This is a genomic window from Staphylococcus sp. MSU001, assembly GCF_052976705.1.
On the sequence record NZ_JBRIKK010000011.1, the window covers coordinates 57,973 to 81,197 of the forward strand.

Consider the following 23,225-nt stretch of genomic DNA (forward strand, 5'->3'; position numbering starts at 1 on the left):
TAAGTGTTTATAAAACAAATTATCTTTTAAAGATTATACTTGAATTAGCAATGTAGCATTTGCTATATTCAAAAAAAATAAGATTGTTTCTAATTTCCCTTAATTTAATAAAAATTATACTAAAAAGAATACTTTTTGGAAAGAATTTTACTAACATTTTTATATATAAATGTTTATTAATTTAGAAGTAGGATTTTTAACAACTTTTTCATCTATCAATAAGCCTTTAGTTATATTGATATACCCACTTTTTAAACTCTTTTTGTATGTTACTTCTCTTTTTTTAATTTTCCCGTTTTTTAGAATTAAAACATAGCGTTTTTGAATAATAGCTGTCGTAGGTAACTCTATGTCATTTGAGGCTAATTTGATTTTAAAGTGTGTTCCAATTCGATAATTGGGTTGTGTAGAAAGTGAAATATCGTAATATGAGACGCCATTTTTTATTTTTGATGGTATATTCGAAATTTCTTTAATTTTACTTGTGAATTGAGTGTGGTCACTAGATGTTACAGAAATATTTTGATTAATTTTTAATAAATTTAGCTCAGATTCTGATATATTAGCACGAATAATACGTTCGTCGCTATTAATTTGCAGTATCTTTTCGTTTGGTTTTGAAGGGATAGAATTAATATATGAAATATTTCCGTTAATTGGTGAAAATAAAGTGGACTTAATTGAGGATTTAGTTTGAATCATTTGTAATTTAAGTTGATTATTGAATGAATAATAATGTAAATCATTTTTAGAATTGAAAGTTTTGTTGTTACGTTCATTACTAAGTGTATTTTGGAGTTGCTTATATAAATGATCTTTCTCATAATTGTAATATTCTAACACTGGAGCGTTTTTTGATACTTTGCTATGATTTTTTACTAAAAGCTTTTGGAGTTGTCCTAAAGTGGGAGTGTAGTAGAAAGTGTAGCTGTTAAGAGGGGTTTGTATACCAGTTGTTGAAAGGAGTATTTTGGGCTTTGCTTTTATAGTTTTTATATTTTTAATATCTTCTGTTTCAGAAGTCAATTTAGAGAAGGTAATGTAACCAAAACTACAAGTTGTGACAATAAAAATGAATAGTAATGAAGAAATAACGATGCGTTGCTTGGTCATGGATGTTCACCTCTTGATATTATTGTAATGCTATTATACACGATTGTTTTAAATAAAAATATATTAATTTTAAAATATGCATTAGTTTATGTTTATATATTGTTTTATTTCGAAAAATAAAGTGAATAAATTTAATAAAATGAAAAATAGAAGGCCATCTTTAATTTTAAAATATAAGGTTCTACATAAATGTTACTATAAGAAGAATCACTCATAAAAACTGCCAACAAAGACAAAACCTTTGCTGGCAGTTTGAAATAGAAATCTATTTGTGTGATGAATATACATTAATATAAGCGGAAAATTTTTATTCAGAATAAGAGGATTAAAATAATCGTAATAAAATAATACCTATAGCTATACATAATAATCCGCCTAACTTACGTGATGTTATTTTGTTTTTAGGTGAACCCAACAAACCGAAATGATCGATAATAATCCCCATAATCATTTGGCCCATCATAGCAATTATAGTAGTTAAAGCTGCTCCTAAGAAAGGCATTAAAATAATATTAGATGTTACAAATGCCATTCCTAGTATCCCTCCAATAAAATAAATAGGCTTAATCTTACCTAGTGTTTTATGAGTAGATGATATTTTCAGACTACGATTAAATACTAATGTTAATATAAATAACGCTATTGTACCCACGCTAAATGATATGAGCGAAGCAAATATGGATGAGTGTGTGTGTTGAGCTAGTGTGCTGTTAATTGTTGTTTGGATTGGTGGAGCGAAACCAAATACGAATCCAATAAGCAACCAGAATACTATTGGTGTATTCTTATGTCTATTAACAGGATGTCTACGAACATAATTCATAAATATAATTCCAGTAATTAAAAATATAATTCCAACACCTTTAAATATTGTAAAAGATTGTTGATGGGCGCCCAATAATCCAAATGTATCAATGATTACACCCATAATAATTTGCCCTGTAACCGTAATAACAACAGTAAGTGCTGCGCCTAATCTTGGTAATAATAATAAGTTTCCAGTTAAATAGATAACACCTAATAGTCCTCCTAGGACCCAAGTATAGTTAAGTGTTTGTTTAGAAAAGAATTCTGGTGTTAATACTTGTGGATGAACAATAAGATTAAGCACAAGTAAGCATATTGTTCCGACAGCAAAAGATATGGTTGAAGCATAAAAAGATGAACGGGTAAATTGGCTTAGCCTTGAGTTGATTGAAGTTTGAATAGGAAGTAACATACCAACAAAAATTCCTAAAAGATATAGAAAAAACAATGATAAAAACCAACTTTCTCAATTTAATATGATTATCATACCATTCATAATCATGTTTCTAAAATGATTGAGCCATAAGCAAAGTATAGAAATAAGTTGTGAATGTTCCAAGGTGTCATACAGCCGATACTATTTTGATGAATCATTATAATAAAATACACATTAAACAAGTTTTAGAACTAAAAAAGCGAGACATCATTTTGAATTTGATATCTCGCTTCATATTAATAAAAGAATATTGTAAATTAAGTTCTTTTTTTCTATATTTTTAGACTTGGACAATTTTAAAAAATTTGTTCTTTCATAAAGTCTTATTTATGATTTTAGTACTTTTAATAAAATGTCAAAAATAGTGTTTTATGAATTAATTTTTATCTTCAAATATAACAGTTGTACTTTTATCAATAAGTTGTGCAGCATAAATTTTGACAGGCTTTCCCAAACTAAATCTTAAAATGTCTAATTCTAAAAGTTGGTTCATACTTTCTTTAATTAATTGTTCTGTAGTAATAGCATTAAAATCGGGTAATAGTAGTTTGACGGGTTTATTAAGATTTGATTTGAATATGAGTTCCAAAGTTTTTGACATACTGATGTATCCTCCTTAAATTAAAGATTCTGTTTTAACGATCTCGACTTTGTCATACTCTTCGCCACTAATACGTTCAATGATGGAACGAAAAGATTTGATTTGATCATTAGAAACAAGCGGATTAATGTTAGAAAAACGACGCTTATGTTCGACTACTTTACCCTCAGAATTATGTTTGATTTGAGTAAAGATAATCGTCACTTGATTGACTTCATTCATAATAAAACCTCCTTTCACTATATATATCGAAATAGATTGAAAAAAAGGTCACTTTTTTTGAAAAATTTAGGCAAATGCCTTTGATGTGATACATGCGTCATTTATCATTAATTATGAAACCCGTTTTTGAAGGTATATGAGTTAAGTAGAATTGTTAAATAGTAAAAGAGAAAAGTGGAAATTGATATTTAAAATAACCAACTTAAAAGATTGATCAGTGTCTAAACTTGCTATTTATATAGTATTAAAATATTAAGAACTCTTAATATGAGAATGAATTAGTTCAAGTTTATAGATGAATGAAAAATGATAGCCTCATGGATTCTTTCTTATATAAATAAAAGTTTTATTACCTTTTGGATATAAATAAGAATAGGTTACCTTTTGTGATATGACCATATAGGGAGAACGCGTTAGTGCTTGAATCAATGTATGCTCAATAAACGCATTCAAATCAACTATCAATATCAAATCATAAATCATGTTGCACTATAATAAGGATTAAAACTTGCTGATTTAACTAATTTAATAAAAAATATTTGATTATCATTTCTTTCAATCGGGAATATCAATTTCTATCATTTAACTATATTTTGGATATCAGATAACTTTAGAAATATTGAGGTTTATTGAAATACGATGTGTTTCAAATCGTCACCCAATGATTACACTTAATATAAATGAAAAAAGAAAAGGAGGGGTTAAATGAGTTTAGTCTATCTTATGGCGACTAATTTATTAGTCATGTTCATAGTTTTATTCACTCTGAGTCATCGTCAACTTAGAAAGATTGCGGGCTATGTTGCATTAATAGCTCCTATTGTGACATCTACATATTTTATTATGAAAATACCAGATGTGATTCGAAATAAATTTATTGCTGTTCAATTACCATGGATGCCTTCAATTGATATTAATTTAGATTTAAGATTAGATGGTTTAAGTTTAATGTTCGGTTTAATTATTTCACTAATAGGTGTGGGTGTATTTTTCTATGCCACGCAATATTTATCTCACAGTACGGACAATCTTCCTAGATTTTTCATCTATTTACTATTATTTATGTTCAGTATGATTGGCATTGTAATAGCTAATAATACCATTTTAATGTATGTATTTTGGGAACTCACAAGTATTTCCTCATTCTTGCTTATATCCTATTGGTACAATAATGGTGAAAGTCAATTAGGCGCCATTCAATCATTCATGATTACAGTGTTTGGTGGGCTAGCGTTATTAACAGGATTTATCATTTTATATATCATTACGGGAACAAACACAATTACTGATATTCTTAATCAACGCAATGCAATTTCACGACATCCATTATTTATACCAATGATTTTGATGCTTTTATTAGGTGCTTTTACTAAATCTGCACAATTTCCGTTTCATATTTGGTTACCAAAGGCCATGGCAGCACCTACACCAGTAAGTGCTTATCTTCATTCAGCAACAATGGTAAAGGCTGGTATCTTTTTACTATTTAGATTTACACCTTTATTGGGACTTAGTAATGTTTATATTTATACAGTGACATTTATTGGTCTAATAACTATGTTATTTGGATCTTTAACTGCTTTACGTCAATACGACTTAAAAGGGATACTCGCTTATTCTACAATAAGTCAATTAGGTATGATTATGACAATGGTAGGTCTAGGTGGAGGTTATGCTCAGCACACATCAGATGAATTGTCTAAGTTTTATATTTTAGTGTTATTTGCTGGCTTATTCCATTTAATGAATCATGCGGTTTTTAAATGTGCATTATTTATGGGCGTTGGTATCATTGATCACGAGTCCGGAACACGTGATATTCGTTTGCTAAATGGTATGCGTAAAGTCTTCCCTAAAATGCATATTGTCATGTTGCTCGCTGCATTATCTATGGCAGGTGTGCCTTTTTTAAACGGATTCTTAAGTAAGGAAATGTTTTTAGATTCGTTAACTAAAGCAAATGAACTTGATCAATATGGCTTCGTATTAACATTTGTGATTGTTTCAATAGGTGTCATCGCGAGTATCTTGACCTTTACTTATGCACTTTACATGATAAAAGAAACATTCTGGGGAAAATACAATATAGAAAAGTTTAAACGTAAACAAATACATGAACCATGGCTATTTAGTTTACCAGCTGTGATTTTAATGTTACTTATTCCAGTTATCTTCTTTGTTCCAAACGTTTTTGGCAACTTTATTATTTTGCCCGCAACCAGATCTGTATCTGGGATAGGAGCGGAAGTTGATGCATTTGTACCACATATTTCTCAGTGGCATGGTGTGAATCTTCCATTCATTTTAAGTATAGTTGTTATTATTATTGGACTTATTTTAGCTCTAGTTGTGAATTGGAAAGAGGTTACGCATCAAATAATCAAAAGAGCTTCGATTACAGATGGCTATCGGAAAATTTATAGAGAATTTGAATTATACTCAGCTCGTGGTATACGTGCATTGATGAATAATAAATTGAATTATTACATCATGATTACATTATTTATTTTTGTAGCTATTGTAGTTTATGGATATTTGACTGTGGGTTTTCCACATGTACATCAGCTTCATGTTAGTTCTTTCGGACCGTTGGAAGTTATCCTATCAGTTGTAACATTGATTATCGGCATTTCATTAATCTTTATTCGTCAACGACTAACGATGGTGGTATTGAATGGAATGATTGGATTCGCAGTTACATTATATTTTATTACAATGAAAGCTCCGGATTTAGCTTTAACACAGTTAGTTGTTGAAACGATTACGACAATCTTATTTATTGTTAGTTTTTCGAGACTACCTAACATCCCTCGAGCTAAGGCAAATTTAAAAAAAGAGACCTTCAAAATCATTGTGTCACTTGTTATGGCATTGACGGTGGTATCACTTATTTTTGTTGCTCAACAAGCAGATGGTATGCCTTCAATTGCTAAATTTTATGAAGATGCATATGAACTTACAGGTGGAAAAAATATTGTCAATGCGATACTTGGTGACTTCAGAGCTTTAGATACTATGTTTGAAGGACTAGTGTTAATCATAGCTGGATTAGGTATTTATACGTTACTTAATTACAAAGATAGGAGGGGACAAGATGAAAGAGAATGATGTAGTACTTAAATCAGTTACAAAAATTGTAGTGTTTATTTTGTTAACATTTGGATTTTATGTATTTTTTGCTGGCCATAATAATCCAGGTGGTGGCTTTATTGGTGGCTTGATTTTTAGCTCGGCATTTATCTTAATGTTCCTTGCCTTTGATGTAAATGAAGTGTTGAAAAGCTTGCCAATTGATTTTAAAAAATTAATGATTATAGGTTCACTCATATCTGTTGCAACTGCATCAGTGCCTATGTTTTTTGGAAAGCCATTTTTATATCAGACTGAAGCAAATGTAGCGTTTCCATTACTAGGACATGTTCATGTAACTACTGTGACTTTATTTGAGCTTGGCATCTTATTAACAGTAGTGGGTGTGATTGTTACAGTTATGCTATCTATAAGTGGGGGTAGATCATGAATTTAATATTACTCCTTGTGATAGGATTTTTAGTATTTATTGGAACTTATATGATTTTATCTATTAATTTAATTCGTATTGTTATTGGTATTTCTATTTATACACACGCCGGTAATTTAATTATTATGAGTATGGGGAAATATGGACCTCATATGTCTGAACCGCTTATTCAAGGTCATGCTCAAAACTTTGTTGATCCTTTATTACAAGCCATCGTTTTAACAGCCATTGTGATTGGATTTGGCATGACTGCGTTTTTATTGGTGTTAATATATAGAACTTACAGAGTAACTAAAGAAGATGAAATAAGTGCATTGAAAGGTGATGAAGATGATGAGTAATTTAATAATATTGCCTATGTTGTTGCCTTTTGTATGTGCTTTAATTTTAGTCTTCACTAAAAATAAAAATCAAATTTCAAAAATCCTATCCATTACAACTATGATTGTTAATACAATTATTTCAATTGCTTTACTTATTTATGTTGTTAATCATAAACCGATAACACTTGATTTTGGGGGATGGAAAGCACCTTTCGGCATTCAATTTCTAGGTGATTCATTGAGTTTGCTTATGGTGTCAGTATCATCTTTTGTTGTTACGCTAATAATGGCATACGGCTTTGGTAGAGGAGAGAAGCGAGTCAATCGATTTCACCTTCCTACATTTATCCTTTTATTAACAGTGGGTGTTATTGGTTCGTTTTTAACTTCTGATTTATTTAACCTATACGTGATGTTTGAAATTATGCTTCTTGCTTCGTTTGTACTTGTTACATTAGGACAATCTGTTGAGCAATTACGTGCAGCGATAGTATATGTTGTTCTGAATATTTTAGGTTCGTGGTTGCTTTTATTAGGAATTGGCATGTTATATAAGACAGTCGGAACACTTAATTTCTCACATTTAGCGATGCGATTGAATCATATGGAAAATAATCAAACAATAACGATAATATCTTTAGTATTTTTAGTTGCTTTTAGTTCAAAGGCAGCACTAGTAATTTTCATGTGGTTACCTAAAGCATATGCAGTGCTTAATACGGAACTTGCGGCGTTATTTGCAGCATTGATGACAAAAGTTGGGGCTTATGCACTTATTCGTTTTTTTACCTTACTATTCGATCATCATCCAAGCGTTACGCATACATTGCTCGTGTTTATGGCTTGTATCACAATGATTATCGGTGCGTTTGGTGTCATCGCTTACAAAGATATTAAGAAAATTGCGGCTTATCAAGTTATTTTGTCTATCGGATTCATTATTTTAGGTTTAGGTTCTCATACTATACCAGGTGTAAATGGTGCTATCTTCTACTTAGCCAATGATATTATCGTTAAGACATTATTGTTTTTTGTAATTGGTAGTCTTGTTTATATGTCGGGCTATCGAAATTATCAGTATTTAAGTGGACTGGCAAAAAGAGAACCATTCTTTGGTGTTGCATTTGTCGTGGTAATTTTTGCTATAGGTGGCGTGCCTCCATTTAGTGGTTTTCCGGGTAAAGTCTTAATATTCCAAGGGGCTATTACAAATGGTAATTATATTGGTTTAGCACTTATGATTGTGACAAGTTTAATAGCTATGTATAGTCTTTTTAGAGTGATGTTTATAATGTATTTTGGTGATGCTGATGGAGAACAGGTACAATTTAGACCACTACCTATTTATCGTAAAGGTTTACTTAGTGTTTTAGTTGTTGTGATATTAGCGATGGGTATTGCAGCCCCTGTTGTTCTAAAAGTAACAGAGGATGCAACAAATCTTAATATGAAAGAAGATGTCTTTCAAAAGAATGTAAATACACATTTGAAGGAGGTTAATCGTAAGTGAAGCAAGTTGTTTTAAATATTGTTATCGCGTTCCTTTGGGTACTCTTTCAAGATGAAGATGAATTTAAATTTACAACCTTCTTTGCTGGATTTTTAATTGGTTTAATTGTGATTTATATTCTACATCGCTTTTTTGGTGAAGAATTTTATTTGAAAAAGATATGGGTGGCTATTAAATTTTTAGCTGTATACCTATACCAGCTTATTACTTCTAGTATAAGTACCATAAATTACATCTTATTTAAGACGAATGAAGTTAATCCAGGTTTGCTCACATATGAAACTTCATTAAAAAGTAATTGGGCTATTACTTTTTTAACGATTTTAATTATTATTACTCCAGGATCGACAGTTATTCGAATTTCTAAAAATACTAATAAATTTTTTATTCACAGTATTGATGTGTCAGAAAAGGATAAAGAACATCTTCTAAAAAGTATTAAGCAGTATGAGGATTTAATTTTGGAGGTGACACGATGATTGAAATGTTCACTCAAATATTTATTATAAGTGCATTGGTGATTTTTGGTATGGCACTACTTGTTTGTCTAGTCAGATTAATTAAAGGTCCCACTACTGCTGATAGAGTTGTATCATTTGATGCCTCAAGTGCTGTTGTTATGTCTATTGTTGGCGTGATGAGCGTTATTTTTAATTCGGTATCTTATTTAGACTCAATCATGTTAATTGCAATTATTTCGTTTGTCAGTTCGGTCTCAATTTCAAGATTCATCGGGGAAGGACGTGTCTTCAATGGAAATCATAAAAGACATCGTTAGTCTCATTGCTGCGATATTTATTTTCTTAGGAAGTATTATTGCATTAATTAGTGCAATAGGGATTGTAAAATTTCAAGATGTCTTTCTAAGAAGTCACGCCTCAACGAAAAGTTCTACATTGTCAGTATTACTAACTGTAGTTGGTGTACTAATCTATTTTATTGTGAATTCAGGTTTTTTCAGTGTCAGATTATTATTATCACTAGTCTTTATCAATCTTACCTCTCCGGTTGGAATGCATTTGATAAGTAGAGCAGCCTACCGTAATGGTGCATATATGTACAGGAAAGACGATGCACCTAGACAATCAACTATCTTGTTAAGTCAAAAAGAGTTTAATACGCCAGAAGAATTAAAAAAACGTGCAAAACTACGAGAAGAAAGACGAGAAAAATTATACTATAAAGAAAAAGAATATATTAATAAAATAGACGATTGATTGTTTAAGCTTTTAAACTACTAGCATATAAAAGATATATCTTATATACTAGTAGTTTTTGTATATCTGAGGTGAAGATATTAATGATATAAAAGCTATTTATTTAAGAATCTGGTTAATAAATGATAAAATTATAATCAAGAATAATTGTGAATGACAGTTGTCACTAATTTTTCAATGAAATTACACATAAGCATTTTCTCGTTCGAAGAAGCGAGCTTTATAATTTAAATGTTCATGTTTGATTTCACTGATAAAGAAAATGATTGAGTTTTGAATAGTATGTTTGTGGCATGATTGAGTGTTAATAGTTATGTCCTTATAGGAATGACTTTATTGTTATTATTTCACTTCTTCAGTGTTGCAGTAGATAACCTCGCAACTTTTTATTGTTTTGATGACTAAGTTTGCAATTAAAAATTAATAAAGAGGTGAAAGTGTGGAGATATTTGAAACTCTACTCATATTTGTCGCACTAGTTATTGTGAGCTCCTTTGTACATACTTTCATACCTAAAGTACCTCTTGCATTTATCCAAATTTTTCTTGGGATGATTTTATACCTCACTCCCATTCCAGTTGAATTCAATTTTGATTCTGAATTATTTATGGTTACATTGATCGCACCATTACTATTCGTTGAGGGTGTTAATGTTTCAAGAGTACATTTAAGGAAGTATATCAAACCTGTTATGATGATGGCTCTAGGTCTTGTTATAACTACTGTTATAGGCGTAGGACTGTTTATTCATTGGATTTGGCCTGAATTACCTATAGGTGCTGCTTTCGCAATTGCAGCTATCCTTTGTCCTACAGACGCTGTTGCTGTACAAGCAATCACGAATGGTAAGGTTTTACCAAAAGGTTCAATGACCATTCTTGAAGGTGAATCTTTACTTAATGATGCTGCAGGTATCATTTCATTTAAAATTGCCGTTGGTGTATTGATTACTGGAACTTTTTCCATTTTTGATGCGATTCAACAATTTTTGATTGCCTCTATCGGAGGTGCTATTGTCGGCCTACTTATAGGTATGGCTTTAGTTAGATTTCGTTTAACATTAATGAGACGTGGCATTGAGAACATTAACATGTTTACATTTATACAATTGCTGACGCCGTTTGTCACTTATTTGATTGCTGAATTATTCCATGCATCAGGGATTATTGCAGCAGTAGTTGCGGGACTCGTGCATGGATTTGAACGTGACCGTATAGCTCAAACGAGAACACAACTACAGATGAGCTATAATCACACATGGAGTATTTTAGGCTACGTTTTAAATGGTTTTGTGTTTTCAATTTTAGGTTTTTTAGTACCAGAGGTAATAGTGAAAATTATTAAAACTGAACCGCATAATTTATTATTCTTAATCGTCATCACATTGCTAGTCGCTCTTGCGGTGTATCTCTTTAGATTTGTGTGGGTATATGTACTTTATCCTTATTTCTATTTATCTGTCAGTCCATTCCAAAAAATGATTTCTAAAAATGATGAAGATAAAGTTACTGAGAGTAAACCTAAGCGTAGCTTATATGCACTAATCATGACTCTATGTGGTGTGCATGGAACAATTTCACTCGCAATCGCCTTAACCTTGCCATATTTATTAGCAAATCATGAAACATTTGCTTATCGAAATGATTTATTATTTATTGCTTCCGGAATGGTAATATTAAGTTTAATTATTGCACAAGTCATTCTTCCTTTAGTAACGCCTGATAGCCCTAAAGTGAAGATAGGTAATATGTCATTTAAAGAGGCGAGAATCTACATTTTAGAACATGTTATCGATTATCTAAATCAAAAATCGACGTTTGAAACGAGTTACCGTTATGGAAACGTCATTAAAGATTACCACGATAAACTCACATTTTTAAAAACGGTTGAAAAGGAAGATGAAAACTCCAAAGAACTAGAACGACTTCAAAAGATTGCATTTAACGTAGAAACAAAAACGCTAGAGAAATTGGTTGATGATGGCGAAATTACTGAGAGTGTTCTTGAAAACTATATGCGTTATGCTGAACGAACAGAAGTGTATAAACAAGCTTCGTTATTAAGACGTATTATTGTTGGTTTAAGAGGAATGCTATTGAAACGTCGTGTAAAAACAAAAATTAATTCAGCATCATCTCTTAGTGTTACTGATAACTTATTAGAATTGGGTAAAATCAATAAGCTTGTTCATTATAACGTCGTAAGTCGTTTAGCCCAAGAAGCTACTACTGATAATAAACTAGAAGTAGGTATGATTTGCGATGGATATCTGATGAGAATAGATAACTTAACACCGAACAACTTCTTTAATTCCAGACATGAAGATACACTTACCAAAATTAAATTAAATGCTTTAAGAGAACAACGTCGTATTCTAAGAGAACTAATTGAAAATGATGAGATAACAGAAGGTACTGCATTAAAATTAAGAGAATCCATTAATTATGATGAAATGGTTATTGTAGATAGTATGACATAATGAATAAAAAATAATATATAAGCAAAGCTTCCAAATGACTTCTTAAACTAAAGTTGATTTGGAAGCTTTTATCATTTTAAATGATATGGTTGCTTAGAATATATTGTTCGGTTAAACATATTTGTATAGATCGCATTCATGTAGTTTGAAATTTTATTTAAAATGAAAAAGTTGCACTAATATCAATTGATTAGTGCAACTAACGTCTCCATGGGGAGGATAATGGATACCACGGAGATAACTGAGTGATTATTTGTGGCTTTAGTAACTATTCAAAAATTGAATAGAACTTATAAATATTAATTACAATTAATGACACAAGTAATTAGATATTCATTGTATATACATTATTCATACTTATCGCTCAAAAATATGAAGTAATGTATTGGTACATCATCATTATTTAAAGCACCATTTACGGAGAGGGTGGGGCTTCAGTTTATTTATGATAATGTACAGCTAACTAATACCACCATATCGTGTGTAAAAGATGTTGTTTATATTATAGGAGGGTAATATAAAACCACACGATATGGGACTACTAGTTATATAGTATGATGAGTATAAAGAAGTAATCCTCTGCTCAAAATGTTTAAATATAATGGCAGACGATGACTGAGTTGAAAGTTGGCTTGAAATAAGTTGTTTCAACTATAGTCTTCGTTGCCATTAGCGACCGAATTCAAAACGAATCCGGTCTTATTAACATATCATTTAGGGCTATTTTTACCATGTTATTTCATACTACCATGTATTGTATCAATATTAGATTTCATCATTTTATAGTATGAATCCCCTTTAGTACCTTTCTTACCTATAGAGTCGGTAAATACTTCACCATAAATATCTTTCTTAGTTTCTTCTGATAAACTTTGCATAGCTTTTTTATCTACGCTCGTTTCAACTAATAAATGTTTTAAATGATGATCTTTAACAAATTTAATAGCTTGTTTCATTTGACCAGGTGTACCTTGTTTTTCTGTGTTTATCTCCCAAATATAACCTGGTTTAACATCGAATTGTTGAGCAAAATATTTAAATGCACCTTCACTTGTCATCATGGCACGTTGATTTTGGGGTATGTCATCAAATTTATTTTTACTATCTTTATTAAGTTCTTCTAATTTTGATATATATGCATTCCCTTGCTTTTCATATGTAGACTTATCTTTTTTATCATGATGTTCTAGTGATTTTTGTATTGTTTTTACGTATTTAATTCCATTATCTAAACTTAACCATGCATGAGGATCTTGTTTGTTTTTGTTACCTTCCTCACCATTTAAGTATATTGGTTTAACATTATTTGATGCTGCTATCACACTTTTATCTTTTGTTGATTTTCCTGCTTGGTCAAGTGCTTTTTCAAACCAACCATTTCCAGTTTCTAGGTTTAAACCATTATAAAATACAACGTCAGCATCTGTTAATGCTTTAATATCTTTAGGCTTAACCTCATATTCATGTGGGTCTTGTCCTACTGGAACGATGCTATGAACATCGACTTTATTTCCACCGACACGTTTAACCATGTCATAGAGAATAGAGTTTGTAGTTACAACTTTTAATTTTCCTTCATGTGAGTGATGTTCATGGTTACTTTGATTCCCACACGCGGCAAGGATAATTAAAAATGCTATTACTAAAGCGAGAATTTTTTTCACGTTAAAGCGCTCCTTTTTTGTTTATTTTTAATTCTAGTGATTGATAGCGTTACAATATAAATCATAAAGGTACAGATTACAATAGTTGCTCCACTTGGAATATTATATATATAACTAAAATATAGACCGATAATCGAACTTATCACGCTGATTATGCTTGCAATTACCATCATGGTATAAAGTTGTTTACTGATTAAAAAAGCTGTAGATGCTGGAGTAATTAGTAAAGCAACTACAAGGATGATTCCAACTGTTTGTATGCTCGCAACAGTCACAAGTGCGAGTAATAACATGACAAAGTAGTGAATTATTGTTGTGTTCAGACCGCTCATACGACTAAAAGTTGAATCAAATGTTGAAATCATTAAAGGTCTATAAAAGATAATAATAAGTAAAATAACTAATACAGTAATGACAATTGTTGTCCAAAATGATTGATGCGTAATTGCTAATAAATTACCAAATAAAATGTGATATAAATCTGTTGTACTATTGATTAAACTAATAATTATGACGCCAGATGCTAGGAATGCAGTGAAACTAATTCCTATTGCAGCATCTGGTTTTGTTTTACTGTTTGAAGTAATAAAACCAATAAACAAACTTGCAAGCATTCCTGTTACAAGTGCCCCGATAAACATTGGAATATTAAATAAGAAAGATAAAGCAACACCTGGTAAAACAGCATGACTCATGGCATCACCCATTAAAGAAAGACCGCGTAAAACAATAATGCTACCCATCGTCCCACATACAATCCCAACTAAAATAGATGTGATTAATGCACGGTTTAAAAATTGATAACTAAGTAAATGGTTAAAGAAATCTAACATCTAATTCGTACTCCCTTGTGAGGATAGTGTTAAAAGCGAATCATCTTTGTAATTAATGAAAGTTGCATTTAATCGTTTAGATGATAGGGCTTCTTTTGTTGACCCCAAAAATTGCAACGATTGATTTAATAATAAAATGCGATCAAAATATTGATCTGCTTTTGATAAATCATGATGAACAATTAAAATCAATTTACCCATATGTCTTAAATGTTTAATTTTCTTCATAATCAGTTGTTCGCTGTAAATGTCGATGCCAACAAAAGGTTCGTCTAAACAATAAATATCACTATTACTCATAAGTGCTCTTGCAACAAGAACACGTTGTAATTGTCCACCACTTAATTCTGCAATTTGCCGATGGCGTATATGGTCGAGTTCTAAATCATTCAGTAATTGGTTAAGTTTCGTTTTTTCAACTACACTTGCTTTTTTAAACCATCCAATGTCTTCATAACATCCTGATAGTATCACTTGATCCACTTTTATAGGAAAATCTAAATCAATATGTGCTTTTTGTGGGATATATGTAATATATCTAAGCTGTGTATGTATAGGGTGATCATATAATGTATGTTTACCAGTCGCTTTAAATTCTCCAATAAATGCTTTGAGAAGAGATGATTTACCGGCACCATTAGGTCCTACAATACCAATGATTTCACCATTTATAGGTAATGAGAATGTAATATCTTTAAGAATGTGCTTTTTTCCCAAAAATAAATTCAAATGATTCACTTCGAGCAATAATTAAAACCTCCTAATAAAAAGTTTAGGTTAACCTAATTTATTTTATAATATACCCTGAAGTTTTAACATGTCAAGTTAATTCATGGTACAATAAAGTGAATGTGTGAGGTGAAACGATGTTAACTGAAGAAAAAGAGGATTATTTGAAAGCAATTTTGACTAATGATGGCGACGTGTCCTTTGTATCAAATAAAAAACTATCACAATTTTTAAATATCAAACCACCATCAGTAAGTGAAATGGTGGGTCGTTTAGAAAAGGAAGGCTATGTTGAAACAAAACACTATAAAGGTGCCCGTTTAACTGAAGAAGGATTAAAGCAAACGTTAGACATCATTAAGCGACATCGATTACTAGAATTATTTTTAATAGAAATTTTACAATATAATTGGGAAGAAGTTCATCAAGAAGCTGAAATACTTGAACATCGGATATCAGATTTATTTGTAGAACGTTTAGATAAGATTTTAAACTTTCCGAAAACATGCCCTCATGGAGGCGTCATTCCTAGAGGTGATCAATATAAAGAAATTTTTACTACGTCAATTCTCAATTTTGAACCTGGAGAATGTGTTACTGTACGACGAGTTCGTGATAAGACAGAGTTGTTAGTTTACTTATCAAGTAAGGATATTTATATTGGAAATACAGTTGAAGTTGTATCCAAAGATGATACCAATAAGGTTATTATTCTTAAGAGGAATGATATTGTAACAATTTTAAGCTATGAAAATGCGATGAATATTTTTGCAGAAAAATAAACGATAAAAAGAGCCTAGGATTAATTTCCTAGGCATTTTTAAGGTATTGGAATTTCGTGAAAAAATTTAAATGTGTTTGTAATAAGCGTTTTAAGTCATTGACTCGTTGTTAGAATGTGATTACCAATTCAATGTATAGAATGATGAAATTTATGTATCGTATTTATAGTATTGTGTATTTGATTAATAAATACACAGTATAGAAATTGAATAATATCCATACCAAACTAAAGATAAAGGTGGGTACTCGAGTAATCTCCGTTAAAGCACTGCCATCCCAAGAAGGTTTAGGTCGTTGAAAGGTAAGACGAAAAATCGTCCATGATGATTGTAATATTTCACCTAAAAGTACGCCTAAAATAAAATGGTAACTTAATGTGACGATGTCATAAATGAACCATTGATGGTCTTGCCTAAATACTAAATAGAGTAAACTTGAGATGAGTATAATGACAATCAAAGGTGATAGTTTACGGGAAGTAATAAAGAAATAATATATAAAAATAAGTAAATATATAGTGATAAATATACTTGGATATTGATAGTGAATAGATACCAATCCAGTTAAAAACATCAATGGTGGCATAAGATAACCGCCTATAGTTGTAATGAACTGACCTAAGTATCCTTTAGATTGTGTAATGGCATAGCCTTGTTGTGAAGTGACGTTTCTTTCTCGAGGGCTTGTCACAATGACAAGATCTTTGGCCTTCCCACCAACGAGTTTGTTAAATAAGACGTGTCCAAATTCGTGTGTAAGTACCGGTATATAATTTAAATAAATATCTAAGAAAGCGTTAAAGCCTTTATATCTATAATAGTGTATGATTAAGTAAAGCAGTCCAATAACTAAAATAAGATAGATATTTAATTGGATAGTTGTAGTAATAAAATTTTGTATATGAATCATAAGTGGACCTCGTATTTTTAAAAGTTAAAATCATCTTTATTTAATTATATATGAAAAGACTATGGATATCCTTTAGACTTTAGATGTAAATGATTAGAAAATATTTTTTGTTTAAATTTTCATGTGTTAAAATATTCATGCATTTTAAACGTGTTGTAAAGTGGGGATTGGATATGTATCAAAACCAAAGAATAAAAAATAAAATTAACATATTAGGTGTAAATTTTGATAATACTACAATGTTGGAAATGGTAGAAAATATTAAACAGTTCATATCTAGTAATACAGATGATAATTTATTTATAGTGACTGCTAATCCTGAAATCGTGGATTATGCAACTGAACATGAGCAATATAGGAATTTAATTAATCAAGCTGATTATGTAGTTCCAGATGGTACAGGAATAGTAAAAGCTTCAAAGCGATTAAAACAGCCATTAAAACGGCGTGTGCCAGGAATAGAACTTCTTGAAGAATGTTTGAAAATAGCACATGTCAGCCATCAGCGTGTATATCTGCTTGGATCTAAAAATGAAATTATTGAGACAACAGAGAAAAAGCTTCAATCTCAATATCCTAATATTCACTTTGCACATCATCATGGCTATATTCATCTAGAAGATGAAACAGTCATAAAGCGTATAACAAGTTTTAATCCTGATTACATTTTTGTAGGAATGGGATTTCCAAAGCAAGAACAATGGATTCAAAAGCATAAGGACAAATTTAAACACACTGTAATGATGGGCGTAGGTGGGTCGTTTGAAGTATTCAGTGGCTCAAAGAAAAGGGCACCTCAAATATTTAGAAAGTTAAATATTGAGTGGGTATACCGTGTACTTATCGATTGGAAACGCATTGGGAGAATGATAAGTATTCCTAAATTTATGTTAAAGGTAGCAATACAAAAATATAAAATGAAATCAAAATAAGTGTAAAAAAGGGAGGCAATCAATTCGGATGAATTTTATTGCACTCCCTTAATGTTTTAGTTTTACTTTCTTCAAATTTATTTTACGACAAAACGTGACTCATCTAATTTATTTCTAAATTCCTTTTGTTCTGCTTTAGATTTTTTCTTAAAAGTTTTAAGAAATGCCTCATAATCAGGTAATACTTCTTCAAGTTCGCCGAATTCTTTTAGTTTACCGCCCTCTATCCAAGCGATTTTTGTACAAAATTCGCGCACTTGTCTAATATTATGACTAACAAAAAATATTGTTTTTTTAGCCGCTTTAAATTCATAAATTTTATCTAAACATTTTTGAGTAAATGTTTGATCGCCTACTGATAATGCTTCGTCAATAACTAATATGTCAGGATTAACAGTAATATTAATTGAAAATCCAAGTTTTGCACGCATACCACTTGAATATTTTTTAACAGGTTGATAAATAAATTCGCCGAGTTCACTAAATTCTATAATTTCCGGCATTAATTTTTTAATTTCTTTCCTTTTAAAGCCCATGCAGAGCATTTTAAATTCAATATTTTCTACACCTGTCAATTGTCCGTTTAAACCTGCATTAATAGCGATGACACTCACATCACCATGTCTTGTTATTTCACCGGAACTTGGTGAAATTGAGCCACCAATCATATTACTTAAAGTAGACTTACCTGAACCGTTGATGCCGACTAAGCCTATCACATCTCCCTCATGCGCTGTTAAACTTACGTTATCCAGAGCGTAAAATGTTTTATTTTTGTTTTTAGGTATTAATGCATCTTTAATTCTATCTTTATTATTTCTATAGATACGGTATTCTTTTGTCAAATTTTCAATATTTACCGAAACGCTCATTTTGTACCATCCTTATAAACATTTATATAGATTATAATATACAACACATCAGTTGTTAAATTTATTAACCTAGTGTAAAGTGAATAGAAGATTTTATTGAAAATAAATTTAACACAGTGAGTTAAGAAAGTGGTTCATTTTCTAAAATTCAATCTTACACGAAATTTCTAACAATTTTTAACTGAATTGATTGTATAATATAATGAGCTTATGATAAACAGTTAAATGTTATTATTTAAGAATGGACTCAATGAATCAAATTAAAGAGAAACTATTAATGATTTACAATAGATAGATAATCTATTATAGGAGAAAGCGTGGTTAAGTTTAATGTTCGCAGTTGGAACGGTTTTAAAAGAACATATCAAAAACTTCTATTTAATTCAAAGACTAGCACAATTCCAAATTAAAATTACCAATCATAATAACTATCTGGGTATTGCATGGGAAGTATTGAACCCTGCTTTACAAATCATGGTGTACTGGCTTGTTTTTGGTTTAGGAATTAGAAGCAATGCACCAATACATGGCATTCCGTTTGTATTTTGGTTGTTAGTTGGTATAAGTATGTGGTTCTTTATTAATCAAGGTGTGTTAGAAGGGACTAAATCAATCTCTCAGAAATTCAATCAAGTGGCAAAGATGAATTTCCCACTTTCAATCATTCCTACTTATATTGTAACAAGTAGGTTCTATGGTCATTTAGGATTATTAGCAATTATTATAATAGCTTGTATGTGCAATGGAATTATCCCTTCAATTCACATTGTACAATTACTTATATATGTACCTTTTGCATATTTACTAACATCGTCGGTGGCACTTTTAACATCAACTTTGGGGATTTTAATTAGAGATACGCAGATGATTATGCAAGCATTAATGAGAATATTGTTTTATATGTCTCCGATTTTATGGGTGCCAAAAAATCATGGCGTAAGTGGTTTGATTCATCAAATTATGTTATTTAATCCAGTATATTTTATCGCAGAATCATACCGAGCAGCAATATTGTTCCATCAATGGTATTTCATAGATCATTGGAAGTTAATGCTATATAACGTTATTATCATTCTCTTATTCTTTATAGTAGGTTCTATTTTACATAGACGCTATAGAGATCACTTTGCGGACTTCTTGTAAAAGTGTCAATCAAGAGAGTTCTATTAACGGTTTACCATAAAATGAATTAATATTTAGCTTATTATTAAAGATTTAGTTTTTTATAAAAAGAAATTTTTAAATAACTGGTTGTTAGAAATAGTTCAAATTTAATATATGCCATATTGACATTATGAGGTAGGACAATGGATTCAAGATGAATTCGTAGTCCTACTTTTTTAATAATATCGAGACTTTTAGTAGAATTTTTGAGTAAATTAAAAATTATTTGCTTTTATTTTCTTTGAAAGTAAGTATCGTTTATAATTTGATATAATGATTGGAAATTTAAAGATGGTGAAAAAATGAGATTGATAATTAAAAAGATTTATATCTTAGCTATTGTGCTTTTAAATATGATTTTTAAACCGTTTAATGTTAATTCGAAGCACATTGTGATAATGATGACCTTTAAGCAAGATGTTTTGCCTATTATAGAGGCCTTATGTAGTGAAGGATACCATGTAACGGTTATTGGTAAAAAAATATACCAGAAAGATATTAATAACATTAATCATGCATATTTTATACCCGCCGGAAATAAATATATTATGAAACATATGAAAGTATTAAGTAAAGCAAAGGTTATTATTTTAGATACGTATTATTTAATGATGGGTGGCTATCAGAAGAAAAAAGGGCAAACTGTTATTCAAACATGGCATGCTGCCGGTGCTCTTAAAAATTTTGGTTTAACTGATCATCAAGTTGATTTAAAAAACAAGGCTATGGTAAGACAATACAAAAAAGTTTATGATGCTACCGATTATTATTTGATAGGTGGGGAGAAAATGGCTCAATGTTTTATACAATCGTTTGATGCATCACCATCGCAAATGTTAAAGTTTGGACTTCCAAGACTGACCCAATACTTTAGAAGTAATCTTAAGTTAGAACAACAACGATTAAAAAAGAAATATCATATTACAAATAAACTCGCAGTATATGTTCCGACCTATAGAGAAGGTCAAGTAGCACAACGTACTATTGATAAAGAAAACTTTGAACGGCACTTGCCGAATTATACGTTATTGAGTCATTTGCATCCTTCGACTGTTGATTGTCAAACTGCTCATTCAATCGATGTCACCTCATTGTTAATTATGGCGGATATTATTATAAGTGATTATAGCTCATTACCTATTGAAGCAAGTGCACTTAATAAACCGACACTTATTTATAATTATGATGAACAACAATATGAAAAAGTAAGAGGATTGAATGAATTTTATTATGCAATTCCTGAACGGTATAAAATGAGTAATGAAGAGTCAATTATACAAGCGATACATGATAACGATGAGCAATTTCAATCTTTATTTAATGATTGGCATCAATATAATTCAAAAGATAGTCTTAACCAGTTAGTCCATTTTATTAATAAGTTGGTGAAATAATGAAATTAGCAATAATTATTCCAGTGTATAACGCTGAAGAAACGATTAAACGGGCCATACTCTCAGTTGATACTAGTGTGCCTTATGAGATTATTTGTATCAATGATGGTTCAACTGATCAAACACAACATGTACTAACAGAACTACAACAAAAACATCCTCACATCAAAGTCATTCATCAGAGTAATCAAGGAGCAGCTCGAAGTAGAAATGTTGGCTTAGAAGCTATGTCTGAAGATGTTGATGCATTTTTATTTTTAGACGCAGATGATGAGTTTTTACCTAGTAGGATTGATTTAATGGTGGATGCTTTTAAGAAAAACAAAGAAACCGATATTGTTATCGGTCAAATGGCCAGAGAAGTTAACGGCGAATGGCAAGTCATTTCGACCCATCAATCTATGGTGAAAGATGCGATTGTCACACTTGATCGTAAACCGGATATTTTACAATCGATAGGACCTGGAGCAAAATTATTTAGCACGAAGTATGCCGGATTACGTTTTGATGAAGATGTCGTTTTCTGTGAAGAACATACCTTTATTGTCAAAGCGTTCTCTAAAGCGCGAGATATTCAACTTATACCTAACATTGTATATGGCTATAATGAGAGAGAAGGATCAGTAACAGCGCAACGTGCTGATACATTTTTACCTTATATGAGTGATGCGTTAAAAGTTCGTCAACGCGTGATGGAATTACTATTATTATTAGATGAAAAAATCTACTATAGTTATCGAATGGATAACCTCATAGTAAGTTACTTAATACAGGCGCATTTAAAGAAAAATAACAAAATGACGCAATCTTTGCTTGAAAGTGTTATAGCTTATATGAAAGCTATGCAGCATATACATTACTCGGGAGAGGCTATGTTTCGAATTGTTAGAGCTGTTGAACAGAGTGCAACGCATTGGACAAAGCCTTTATACTTACAATGGAAAAAGGCACTTAGTGAGGTTGGAATTGGCAGACCAGGCTTAATTCGTTTTAAACTTCAAGTTATACCTAAAAAGTTATCATTTTCTGGTAAAGAATCACTAAAAAGAATTTTTAAAAAATAACTTTTCTTTGAAGTAAGTTTTAAATTTATTTATGTTTAGTATCTAATATAGTATTAATGGCATGCTCAAAATATTTATGATACATTAAGATTATAAATTTTTATTAAATTTTTAGTTAAGGAGAATTTCGTATCATGAAAAGAGTCATTACTTATGGTACATATGACTTGCTTCATTATGGTCATATTGAATTACTTAGAAGAGCTCGTGAGATGGGGGATTATCTTATCGTTGCGCTTTCTACTGATGAATTCAACCAAATCAAAAACAAAAAATCATATTACGATTATGAACAACGTAAGATGATGTTAGAGTCTATTAGATACGTAGACTTAGTTATCCCTGAAGAAGGATGGGGACAGAAAGAAAAAGATGTTGATCGTTTTGATGTTGATGTTTTTGTGATGGGTCATGATTGGGAAGGGGAATTTGATTTCCTTAAAGATAAGTGTGAAGTCATTTATCTTAACCGCACAGAAGGCATCTCAACTACCAAAATCAAGCAAGAATTATACGGAAAAGATACAAAATAACTAAGAGTATTTATGACACTATTGAACATTTAATCTCGAAAAGAGAGATAAGAAAGAATTGTTCTTTAAATTAATGTGAACTAGAGTTGGAAAAGGTTGATATAAACTTATTTTTATCTA

General features: G+C 30.7%; 23 protein-coding genes. 14 read left to right on the top strand and 9 right to left on the bottom strand.

Going from position 1 to position 23,225, the window contains the following annotated elements:
- Nucleotides 1–159: 159 nt before the first annotated feature.
- The 4 genes from ACVBFA_RS06670 to sroA all read right to left on the bottom strand — a co-directional run bounded on the left by ACVBFA_RS06670 (nucleotide 160) and on the right by sroA (nucleotide 3,179).
- Complete coding sequence (locus tag ACVBFA_RS06670; protein ID WP_002445819.1) at nucleotides 160–1,113, bottom strand: hypothetical protein; 954 nt, start codon at nucleotides 1,111–1,113, stop codon at nucleotides 160–162.
- Nucleotides 1,114–1,438: 325 nt separating this feature from the next.
- Entirely contained in the window at nucleotides 1,439–2,368 is a 930-nt protein-coding gene (locus tag ACVBFA_RS06675) for a DMT family transporter (protein WP_002487600.1), read from the bottom strand.
- Between the two features lie 364 nt (nucleotides 2,369–2,732).
- Nucleotides 2,733–2,957, bottom strand: coding sequence for a DUF2922 domain-containing protein (locus tag ACVBFA_RS06680; RefSeq protein ID WP_001832040.1), 225 nt, complete (start codon nucleotides 2,955–2,957; stop codon nucleotides 2,733–2,735).
- Between the two features lie 15 nt (nucleotides 2,958–2,972).
- Nucleotides 2,973–3,179, bottom strand: coding sequence for a sigS mRNA-stabilizing protein SroA (gene sroA, locus ACVBFA_RS06685; RefSeq protein ID WP_001832147.1), 207 nt, complete (start codon nucleotides 3,177–3,179; stop codon nucleotides 2,973–2,975).
- Between the two features lie 705 nt (nucleotides 3,180–3,884).
- On the opposite strand from sroA, the gene ACVBFA_RS06690 reads away from it, so the two are divergent.
- The 8 genes from ACVBFA_RS06690 (at nucleotide 3,885) to ACVBFA_RS06725 (ending at nucleotide 12,228) form a co-directional block, all read left to right on the top strand.
- On the top strand, nucleotides 3,885–6,287 hold the full coding sequence (locus ACVBFA_RS06690; protein WP_237638974.1) for a DUF4040 family protein: 2,403 nt from the start codon (nucleotides 3,885–3,887) through the stop codon (nucleotides 6,285–6,287).
- On the top strand, nucleotides 6,274–6,699 hold the full coding sequence (gene mnhB2 / locus ACVBFA_RS06695) for a Na+/H+ antiporter Mnh2 subunit B (RefSeq protein ID WP_002474372.1): 426 nt from the start codon (nucleotides 6,274–6,276) through the stop codon (nucleotides 6,697–6,699). The genes ACVBFA_RS06690 and mnhB2 overlap by 14 nt, the downstream gene beginning before the upstream one ends.
- Nucleotides 6,696–7,040, top strand: coding sequence for a Na+/H+ antiporter Mnh2 subunit C (gene mnhC2 / locus ACVBFA_RS06700; protein ID WP_001832057.1), 345 nt, complete (start codon nucleotides 6,696–6,698; stop codon nucleotides 7,038–7,040). Before mnhB2 ends, mnhC2 begins: the two co-directional genes overlap by 4 nt.
- The gene (gene mnhD2 / locus ACVBFA_RS06705; RefSeq protein WP_083310223.1) at nucleotides 7,030–8,532 is read left to right on the top strand and encodes a Na+/H+ antiporter Mnh2 subunit D; all 1,503 of its coding nucleotides are present in this window, start codon (nucleotides 7,030–7,032) and stop codon (nucleotides 8,530–8,532) included. The genes mnhC2 and mnhD2 overlap by 11 nt, the downstream gene beginning before the upstream one ends.
- Nucleotides 8,529–9,011, top strand: a complete 483-nt coding sequence (mnhE2, locus tag ACVBFA_RS06710) for a Na+/H+ antiporter Mnh2 subunit E (RefSeq protein ID WP_002445825.1) — start codon at nucleotides 8,529–8,531, stop codon at nucleotides 9,009–9,011. The genes mnhD2 and mnhE2 overlap by 4 nt, the downstream gene beginning before the upstream one ends.
- A complete protein-coding gene (gene mnhF2 / locus ACVBFA_RS06715) occupies nucleotides 9,008–9,310 on the top strand; it encodes a Na+/H+ antiporter Mnh2 subunit F (protein WP_001832031.1) in 303 nt (100 codons plus the stop codon). The genes mnhE2 and mnhF2 overlap by 4 nt, the downstream gene beginning before the upstream one ends.
- Complete coding sequence (gene mnhG2, locus ACVBFA_RS06720; RefSeq protein WP_002445826.1) at nucleotides 9,285–9,749, top strand: Na+/H+ antiporter Mnh2 subunit G; 465 nt, start codon at nucleotides 9,285–9,287, stop codon at nucleotides 9,747–9,749. The genes mnhF2 and mnhG2 overlap by 26 nt, the downstream gene beginning before the upstream one ends.
- A 439-nt stretch (nucleotides 9,750–10,188) precedes the next feature.
- Nucleotides 10,189–12,228: a cation:proton antiporter gene (locus ACVBFA_RS06725; protein ID WP_002475343.1), complete on the top strand. Its 2,040-nt coding sequence runs from the start codon at nucleotides 10,189–10,191 to the stop codon at nucleotides 12,226–12,228.
- 734 nt (nucleotides 12,229–12,962) lie between these two features.
- Here ACVBFA_RS06725 and mntC read toward each other — a convergent pair.
- Genes mntC through ACVBFA_RS06740 form a run of 3 tightly spaced genes read right to left on the bottom strand, consistent with a single transcriptional unit; the run spans nucleotide 12,963 to nucleotide 15,472 of the window.
- Nucleotides 12,963–13,892, bottom strand: coding sequence for a manganese ABC transporter substrate-binding lipoprotein MntC (gene mntC, locus ACVBFA_RS06730; RefSeq protein WP_002445828.1), 930 nt, complete (start codon nucleotides 13,890–13,892; stop codon nucleotides 12,963–12,965).
- A complete protein-coding gene (locus ACVBFA_RS06735; protein WP_002445829.1) occupies nucleotides 13,889–14,725 on the bottom strand; it encodes a metal ABC transporter permease in 837 nt (278 codons plus the stop codon). The genes mntC and ACVBFA_RS06735 overlap by 4 nt, the downstream gene beginning before the upstream one ends.
- Nucleotides 14,726–15,472 carry a metal ABC transporter ATP-binding protein gene (locus ACVBFA_RS06740; protein ID WP_126122556.1) on the bottom strand — a complete coding sequence of 249 codons (747 nt, stop codon included), beginning with the start codon at nucleotides 15,470–15,472 and terminating at the stop codon, nucleotides 14,726–14,728.
- Nucleotides 15,473–15,591: 119 nt separating this feature from the next.
- On the opposite strand from ACVBFA_RS06740, the gene ACVBFA_RS06745 reads away from it, so the two are divergent.
- Nucleotides 15,592–16,236 (top strand): metal-dependent transcriptional regulator, encoded by a 645-nt coding sequence (locus tag ACVBFA_RS06745; RefSeq protein ID WP_002445831.1) that lies wholly within the window; start codon nucleotides 15,592–15,594, stop codon nucleotides 16,234–16,236.
- A 163-nt stretch (nucleotides 16,237–16,399) separates the two neighbouring features.
- Here ACVBFA_RS06745 and ACVBFA_RS06750 read toward each other — a convergent pair whose 3' ends face one another.
- Nucleotides 16,400–17,146: a M50 family metallopeptidase gene (locus ACVBFA_RS06750; protein WP_002445832.1), complete on the bottom strand. Its 747-nt coding sequence runs from the start codon at nucleotides 17,144–17,146 to the stop codon at nucleotides 16,400–16,402.
- A gap of 173 nt (nucleotides 17,147–17,319) precedes the next feature.
- On the opposite strand from ACVBFA_RS06750, the gene tarA reads away from it, so the two are divergent.
- The gene (tarA, locus tag ACVBFA_RS06755) at nucleotides 17,320–18,078 is read left to right on the top strand and encodes an N-acetylglucosaminyldiphosphoundecaprenol N-acetyl-beta-D-mannosaminyltransferase TarA (RefSeq protein ID WP_020360340.1); all 759 of its coding nucleotides are present in this window, start codon (nucleotides 17,320–17,322) and stop codon (nucleotides 18,076–18,078) included.
- A 77-nt stretch (nucleotides 18,079–18,155) separates the two neighbouring features.
- Here tarA and tagH read toward each other — a convergent pair whose 3' ends face one another.
- Nucleotides 18,156–18,950, bottom strand: a complete 795-nt coding sequence (gene tagH, locus ACVBFA_RS06760) for a teichoic acids export ABC transporter ATP-binding subunit TagH (RefSeq protein WP_001832071.1) — start codon at nucleotides 18,948–18,950, stop codon at nucleotides 18,156–18,158.
- Nucleotides 18,951–19,280: 330 nt separating this feature from the next.
- On the opposite strand from tagH, the gene ACVBFA_RS06765 reads away from it, so the two are divergent.
- From ACVBFA_RS06765 to tagD, 4 genes are all read left to right on the top strand, one after another.
- Complete coding sequence (locus tag ACVBFA_RS06765) at nucleotides 19,281–20,093, top strand: ABC transporter permease (RefSeq protein WP_002445834.1); 813 nt, start codon at nucleotides 19,281–19,283, stop codon at nucleotides 20,091–20,093.
- A 323-nt stretch (nucleotides 20,094–20,416) separates the two neighbouring features.
- Complete coding sequence (gene tarB / locus ACVBFA_RS06770; protein WP_002445835.1) at nucleotides 20,417–21,508, top strand: teichoic acid glycerol-phosphate primase TarB; 1,092 nt, start codon at nucleotides 20,417–20,419, stop codon at nucleotides 21,506–21,508.
- On the top strand, nucleotides 21,508–22,572 hold the full coding sequence (locus ACVBFA_RS06775; protein ID WP_126122557.1) for a glycosyltransferase family 2 protein: 1,065 nt from the start codon (nucleotides 21,508–21,510) through the stop codon (nucleotides 22,570–22,572). Before tarB ends, ACVBFA_RS06775 begins: the two co-directional genes overlap by 1 nt.
- Nucleotides 22,573–22,706: 134 nt before the next feature.
- Entirely contained in the window at nucleotides 22,707–23,105 is a 399-nt protein-coding gene (tagD, locus tag ACVBFA_RS06780) for a glycerol-3-phosphate cytidylyltransferase (RefSeq protein WP_001833002.1), read from the top strand.
- Nucleotides 23,106–23,225: the final 120 nt, after the last annotated feature.